Source organism: Pseudomonas sp. NY15354, from assembly GCF_048068075.1.
Classification (GTDB): Bacteria; Pseudomonadota; Gammaproteobacteria; order Pseudomonadales; family Pseudomonadaceae; genus Aquipseudomonas; species Aquipseudomonas guariconensis_C.
The window spans coordinates 89,217-96,096 of record NZ_JBLUPV010000019.1 but is presented as its reverse complement, the minus strand read 5'-3'; the positions used below and the strand labels follow the sequence as shown (position 1 = coordinate 96,096).

Genomic DNA, 6,880 nt, shown 5'->3' with positions numbered 1-6,880 from the left:
CTTGATCCAGTCCAGGCGCTGGGCCTGCTCGCGCCAGAAGCCGTCCGGGTTGATCACCGACTGCTGGTACATGGCCTTGTAGGTGGCCTCGTCGGTCAGGGTAGTGGCCGCAACCTCGGGACGAACGGGATACAGGGGAGCCGCACTCATCTGTTTTACCTCGGTGTAATAGTTGTTTTTGTATGGAATCGTTTGTAACTGTACCAGAGCGCGAAAAGCCATTCGACGTTGGTAGTAGCGAAACGCTGGAATCCCTACAAAAACTTACACAACCGCTCTAACCCCGCACTCACAGGGCTGCGACGAAAAAAACCGAGGCCACGATCCAGGGGATTGTTACAGATTCTGTCAAAAGGCAAAAAAACTTTATCAAAACGCCATCTGTTTCAATGCACTGCCCCGCCATAAAATTCATCTCGCCAACAACGGCAAGGCGATTAACTCAAGTTGCAGCCCCCACGAAGGCAAGTTGATCCCCCTCTAAATACGATAGTTAAAACTTGGCTGTACTCGCGGCGCCAAAAGCGCCGCGTGCCCCCTCACGACCTTAGACAGGTAAATTGAAAATGAAAGCGTTACTGGCATTGGTACTTGGCGGTCTTTGCAGCGCGGCGATGGCCGACGAAGTTGCAAAGGATGTCGAGCAGATTCCGGTTGAGCAGTACAGTTATTCGCAGCATCTGGACATCGCCCGCGTACTCTCCATGAGCGAAGTCCCGAACGTTTGCGAAGTGGTTCCAGCCCGCATGACCTATGAGGATTCCCAAGGTCAGAAGCATATTCTGGAGTACCGCGTGATGGGCAACGGCTGCTCCAACGGCTGATCCAGACCGTAACGCCTGCCGCGCCTCGAACATCCCGAGGCGCGCAGCGCCGAAAGTGACACCCAGCCACTTTCGGAGCACTTCACCTCTTTAACTTCATTCCGCCGATTTGTTGAGCGAATAGTCGCGCAACTTATTGGCTATTGTCGTATGGGAAACGCCCAGACGTTTACCCAACGCTCGACTACTGGAATATTCCGTCATCAAGGATTCCAGTACGGCCTTTTCAAATCGTCCGACAATTTGCGCAAGATCCCCTTCGAGCGAAAATTCACCCAACGGCTGCCGCGCCCCATAGTCCGGCAGGCGAATATGCTCCCCTTTCACGACTCCGCCCTCGCACAACGACACCGCCTGGAACAGCACGTTCTCCAACTGCCGCACGTTGCCGGGCCAGTGGTACTGGCTGAGCTTGTCCATCGCCGCTGGCGCCAGACGCGGCATGGGGCAACCGATCTGCCGGCTGGCCTGGTCGAGAAAATGCTGTACCAGCCCATCCAGGCCATCCATGCATTCGCGCAGCGGCGGGATGTGCAGCGACAGCACATTGAGCCGGTGATACAGGTCCTGGCGGAACTCGCCCCGGGCGCACAATTCGGAGAGATCGACCTGGGTGGCGCAAATGACCCGAACATCGAGATACACCTCCTCGTCACTGCCCACCCGGCGGAAGCAGCCATCCTGCAGGAACCGCAGCAGCTTGACCTGCAGGCGCGGGCTCATCTCTCCCACCCCGTCAAGGAACAACGTACCACCGGCAGTCAGCTCCAAAAGACCTAGCTTGCCCTCGGCTCGCGCCCCCTCGAAAGCACCGGGCCCGTAGCCGAACAACTCGGTCTCAGCCATCGACTCCGGCAGGCCTGCGCAATTGAGCGCCATCAGCGGTGCCTGGCCGCGCGGGCTGGCCAGGTGACAGGCACGCGCCAACAGCTCTTTGCCGGTGCCGGTTTCACCTTCGATCAGCAACGGCGCATCCAGCGGCGCCATGCGCCGTGCCTCGCGCACCACGGCGGCCATCACCCGAGAGCTCTGGAAGATACTGTCGAAGCCGCGCAACTCCTGCTTGCGTACATTGTAGATGCGCTCACCGATACGATCTGCCCGGTGCAGGGTCAGCACCGCGCCGGCCAAGGCCTCGCTGTCGTCGTGCTCTGATTGCAGCGGCGCGATGTCAGCGAGGAACACATCGCCCTTGACCTTGATGCGCAGGCCGTTGATCCGCGATTTGTTGGCCCGTACCAGCTCCGGCAGGTCGAAGTCCTCGACATAGCGCGCCAGCGGGAGCCCCGGCACCTCGTCGACCCGCACCCCCAGCAGTTGGGCGGCGCTGCGGTTGGCCGCGACGATGCTGCCACCCATGTCGATCGACAGCACCGGGAAGTCCAGCGCACCCAACAAGGCGTTGAGCTCCATGTGCCGGCGCTCGCTGGGCATCAGACCAACCCGCTTGACCCCGAATACCCCGGCGATCGATTCGAACTTGGGCCGCAGTGCCTGAAACTGCAGATTGATCAGGTTCGGGCAGTGCAAGTAGATGGCGTTGCCGTGATCGCCACCGACCTCCCCGCGCAACACGTTGATACCGTATTCCACCAGCAGGTTGAGGATGTCCCGCAGGATGCCGATGCGGTTCTGGCAATGCACTTTGATACGCATGAAAAAGCCCCGAGGCGCGCCAGATATTTCAGCGTCGCATGGAAAAGTCGTAAAGATAAGCTGACAAAAACCTAGGACAGGCCAGCTCGATGGCTGTGATTTTCCGGCATCCGGGCAATTTTGTAAAATTATCGTTACAGAAAGAGCGCATTGAATCGGCCCTCCAGCATCGCTCACCCCGTGCAAAGGCTCAGGTAAGGGGATATTCCTTAAGGCATGTCCTGCACATAACAAGAAAGCCCTCACCAGGAGAGCCACATGAAACAGACGCAATACGTGGCACGCGAGCCCGATGCGCATGGTTTTATCGACTACCCGCAACAGGAACATGCGGTGTGGAACACCCTGATCACCCGTCAGCTGAAAGTGATCGAAGGCCGCGCCTGCCAGGAATACCTCGACGGCATCGAGCAGCTCAAGCTGCCCCACGACCGCATCCCGCAGTTGGGCGAAATCAACAAAGTCCTGGGCGCCACCACCGGCTGGCAAGTTGCCCGCGTTCCGGCGTTGATCCCCTTCCAGACCTTCTTCGAACTGCTCGCCAGCAAGCGCTTCCCGGTAGCCACGTTCATCCGCACCCCGGAAGAGTTGGACTACTTGCAGGAGCCGGACATCTTCCATGAAATCTTCGGCCACTGCCCGCTGCTGACCAACCCCTGGTTCGCCGAGTTCACCCACACCTACGGCAAACTGGGCCTGGCGGCCACCAAGGAAGAACGCGTCTACCTGGCTCGCCTGTACTGGATGACCATCGAATTCGGCCTGATGGAGACCCCGCAAGGTCGCAAGATCTACGGCGGCGGCATCCTCTCCTCGCCCAAGGAAACCGTCTACAGCCTGTCCGGCGAGCCGGAGCACCAGGCGTTCGATCCGATCGAGGCCATGCGCACGCCGTATCGCATCGATATCCTGCAGCCTCTGTACTTTGTACTGCCCAACCTCAAGCGTCTATTCGACCTGGCCCACGAAGACATCATGGGCATGGTCCACCAGGCCATGAAGCTGGGCCTGCACGCACCCAAGTTTCCACCCAAGGCGGCTGCCTGAGCCGCCTTGTCGATAACAACTCAAATCGGAAAAACACCCATGAATGCCTTGAACCAAGCCCATTGCGAAGCCTGCCGCGCCGACGCACCGAAAGTCACCGACGAAGAACTGGCCGAGCTGATCCGTGAGATCCCGGACTGGAACATTGAAGTGCGCGACGGCCACATGGAGCTGGAGCGTGTCTTCCTGTTCAAGAACTTCAAGCACGCCCTGGCTTTCACCAACGCCATCGGTGAAATCGCCGAGGCCGAAGGCCACCACCCTGGCCTGCTGACCGAATGGGGCAAGGTCACCGTCACCTGGTGGAGCCACTCGATCAAAGGCCTGCACCGCAACGACTTCATCATGTGCGCGCGCACCGACGAAGTCGCCAAGACCGCCGAAGGGCGCAAGTGATGCATTTCGCGGCCATTGGCCGGGTCCCTGGCGACCCGATCCTCGGGCTGATGGAGGCCTACGCCCGCGACACCAACCCTGCCAAGTTCGACCTGGGCGTGGGCGTGTTCAAGGACGCCCAAGGCCTGACGCCGATTCCCAAGGCAGTCAAGCAGGCCGAGCAGCGCCTGGTGGAGCGGCAAGCCACCAAGAGCTATGTGGGCGGCCATGGCGATGCCGACTTCGGCCGCCTGGTCAGCGAGCTGGTCCTGGGCAGCGCCTCGCCGCTGCTCGCCAGCCAGCGTGCTGGCGCCACCCAGACCCCGGGCGGCACCGGCGCCCTGCGCCTGGCGGCGGAGTTCATCGCTCATTGCCTGCCGGGCCGTGGCATCTGGCTCAGCGATCCCACCTGGCCGATCCATGAGACCATCTTTGCCGGCGCCAGACTGAAGGTATCCCACTACCCTTACGTGGGCGCGGACAACCGCCTGGATGTGGCCGGCATGCTGGCGGCCCTGGAACAGGCCCCGGAAGGCGACGTGGTTCTGCTGCATGCGTGCTGCCACAACCCCACCGGTTTCGACCTGAGCCAGGACGACTGGCGCGCCGTGCTCGAGGTAGTGCGCAAGCGCAACCTGCTGCCGCTGATCGACTTTGCCTACCAAGGTTTCGGTGACGGCCTGGAGGAGGACGCCTGGGCGGTTCGCCTGTTCGCAGCCGAACTGCCGGAGCTGCTGATCACCAGCTCCTGCTCGAAGAACTTCGGCCTGTACCGCGATCGCACCGGCGCCCTGCTGGTCTGCAGCCATGACGCCGAGAAGCTGCTGGATGTGCGCAGTCAACTGGCGCTGTTGGCGCGCAACCTGTGGTCCACCCCTCCGGATCATGGCGCTGCGGTAGTCGCGCAGATCCTCGGCGATCCGGACCTCAAGGCCCTCTGGGTCGAAGAGGTGAACGCCATGCGCCAGCGCATCGCCGAACTGCGCGAGGGGCTGGTCAAGGCCTTGGTGCCCCATGGCCTGGCCGAGCGCTTCGCCCACATCGCCGCGCAACGCGGGATGTTCTCCTACACAGGGCTGAACCCGGAGCAGGTCCGCCTGTTGCGTGAGAAGCACAGCGTGTACATGGTCGGCACAGGCCGGGCAAACATCGCCGGGGCCGATGCCCTGCGACTGGAGCAACTGGCAGCGGCCATCGCCGACGTCTGCCGGTAAGTGCCTGTTCGCAGGTAAACCCGCTCTCACAGATACGACGCCACGCCCTAGGGCAGCAGCACATTTGTGGGGCGGGTTTACCCGCGAAGAAGCCTCCCCGATTGTCCGATAGCCGCCCGCATAACCACGCCGCAGGGCGGAAAAAACTCAAACTGTCATTCGGACTCCTGTATCCTGCCCCAGCTTTTCGAAGCCACACACGCGCCTGGCGCAGTCTTTTCACTCACACTTGCGAGGAACGACGAGATGCATGAAATCCCGAATCTTCCCTTCCCAAGCCTGAACCCCGAAGAGCAAACCGTTGCTGCCCACACCGAACCGACGCCTGCCGTCGAACAGGATGGCGACGATCAATCCAGCGCCGACCAGGAATAAATCGCGCATCCCCCCGACTGTGTGAAAACGGCTGACTCGCGGGAACTTGCCCGTCATCGCGTTTTCACACCGTCCAGAACCCCTACCTGCAAAAGGCCTCCATGCCCGACTCACCGCGCCCCCTTGCGGTCACTCTGCAAGTCGTCTCCATCGTCCTCTTTACCTTCATCGGCTACCTGAACATCGGCATTCCCCTGGCGGTGCTGCCAGGTTATGTGCACAACGACCTGGGCTTCAGCGCCATCGTCGCGGGGCTGGTGATCAGCGTGCAGTACTTGGCCACCCTGCTCAGTCGTCCTCGGGCCGGACGCATCATCGACAATCTCGGCAGCAAGAAGGCCGTGATGTACGGCCTGTTCGGCTGCGGCCTGAGCGGCGTATTGATGCTGGCCAGCAGCTTCTTCACCGACCAACCCTGGCTGAGCCTGGCCTGCTTGCTCATTGGCCGCCTGGTGCTGGGCAGTGCGGAAAGCCTCGTCGGCGCAGGCGCCATCGGCTGGGGCATCGGCCGGGTCGGTGCCGAGCACACGGCCAAGGTGATCTCCTGGAACGGCATCGCCAGCTATGGCGCCCTGGCGGTTGGAGCGCCGCTCGGGGTGCTGATGGTGAAAAGCCTGGGGCTGTGGAGCATGGGCGTGAGCATCATGCTGCTGGGGGGCATCGGCCTGCTACTGGCCTGGCCCAAGCGTGCCGCGCCGATCGTCGCTGGCGTGCGGCTACCGTTCCTGCGGGTTCTGGGCAAGGTATTCCCGCACGGCTCGGGGCTTGCCCTGGGCTCGATCGGATTTGGCACCATCGCCACCTTCATCACCCTCTACTACGCCAGTCGCGACTGGAACAATGCCGCGCTGTGCCTGAGCCTGTTCGGCGCCTGCTTCATCGGTGCCCGCTTGCTGTTCGGCAACCTGATCAATCGTATCGGTGGGTTTCGTGTGGCCATTGCCTGCCTGGCGGTGGAAGCCCTTGGCCTGTTGATGCTGTGGCAGGCGCCCAGCGCCGAGCTGGCCCTGGCCGGCGCGGCGTTGAGCGGGTTCGGATTCTCGCTGGTGTTTCCGGCACTCGGGGTGGAAGCCGTGAACCAGGTGTCGGCAGCCAACCGCGGCGCGGCAGTGGGGGCCTATTCGCTGTTCATCGACTTGTCACTGGGGATCACCGGGCCGCTGGTGGGCGCCGTGGCGGCGGGGTTCGGATTTGCCTCGATGTTCCTGTTCGCGGCGGCGGCAGCGGGGTGCGGGTTGACGCTGAGCCTGTATCTGTATCGCCAGGCACAGCGCTTGCGGCAAAACCTCTGAAAACCTGAAGCTCGCCACAGGCTTCTTCGCGGGTTAACCCGCACACAGGTACAGCACCGCCATCAAAGGCAGCGACGATCCCGTGGGCGGGTTTACC

General features: G+C 61.9%; 8 protein-coding genes. 6 read left to right on the top strand and 2 right to left on the bottom strand.

Annotation, left to right across the window (positions count from 1 at the left end):
- A partial coding sequence (locus ACNFCH_RS17975; RefSeq protein WP_416743232.1) for an acetyl-coenzyme A synthetase N-terminal domain-containing protein occupies positions 1 to 150 on the bottom strand: 150 nt, incomplete at its 3' end.
- 416 nt (positions 151 to 566) lie between these two features.
- On the opposite strand from ACNFCH_RS17975, the gene ACNFCH_RS17970 reads away from it, so the two are divergent.
- On the top strand, positions 567 to 824 hold the full coding sequence (locus tag ACNFCH_RS17970) for a DUF2790 domain-containing protein (protein WP_043209383.1): 258 nt from the start codon (positions 567 to 569) through the stop codon (positions 822 to 824).
- Between the two features lie 96 nt (positions 825 to 920).
- Here ACNFCH_RS17970 and ACNFCH_RS17965 read toward each other — a convergent pair whose 3' ends face one another.
- Complete coding sequence (locus ACNFCH_RS17965; protein WP_070093217.1) at positions 921 to 2,480, bottom strand: sigma-54-dependent transcriptional regulator; 1,560 nt, start codon at positions 2,478 to 2,480, stop codon at positions 921 to 923.
- 258 nt (positions 2,481 to 2,738) lie between these two features.
- On the opposite strand from ACNFCH_RS17965, the gene phhA reads away from it, so the two are divergent.
- The 5 genes from phhA (at position 2,739) to ACNFCH_RS17940 (ending at position 6,783) form a co-directional block, all read left to right on the top strand.
- Positions 2,739 to 3,527 carry a phenylalanine 4-monooxygenase gene (phhA, locus tag ACNFCH_RS17960; RefSeq protein ID WP_196164780.1) on the top strand — a complete coding sequence of 263 codons (789 nt, stop codon included), beginning with the start codon at positions 2,739 to 2,741 and terminating at the stop codon, positions 3,525 to 3,527.
- Between the two features lie 39 nt (positions 3,528 to 3,566).
- Complete coding sequence (locus tag ACNFCH_RS17955; protein WP_028691075.1) at positions 3,567 to 3,923, top strand: 4a-hydroxytetrahydrobiopterin dehydratase; 357 nt, start codon at positions 3,567 to 3,569, stop codon at positions 3,921 to 3,923.
- Entirely contained in the window at positions 3,920 to 5,116 is a 1,197-nt protein-coding gene (locus ACNFCH_RS17950; RefSeq protein ID WP_337159940.1) for an amino acid aminotransferase, read from the top strand. The genes ACNFCH_RS17955 and ACNFCH_RS17950 overlap by 4 nt, the downstream gene beginning before the upstream one ends.
- 246 nt (positions 5,117 to 5,362) lie before the next feature.
- Entirely contained in the window at positions 5,363 to 5,491 is a 129-nt protein-coding gene (locus tag ACNFCH_RS17945; RefSeq protein ID WP_256543836.1) for a hypothetical protein, read from the top strand.
- 101 nt (positions 5,492 to 5,592) lie between these two features.
- Complete coding sequence (locus ACNFCH_RS17940) at positions 5,593 to 6,783, top strand: MFS transporter (RefSeq protein ID WP_337159939.1); 1,191 nt, start codon at positions 5,593 to 5,595, stop codon at positions 6,781 to 6,783.
- Positions 6,784 to 6,880 lie beyond the last annotated feature (97 nt).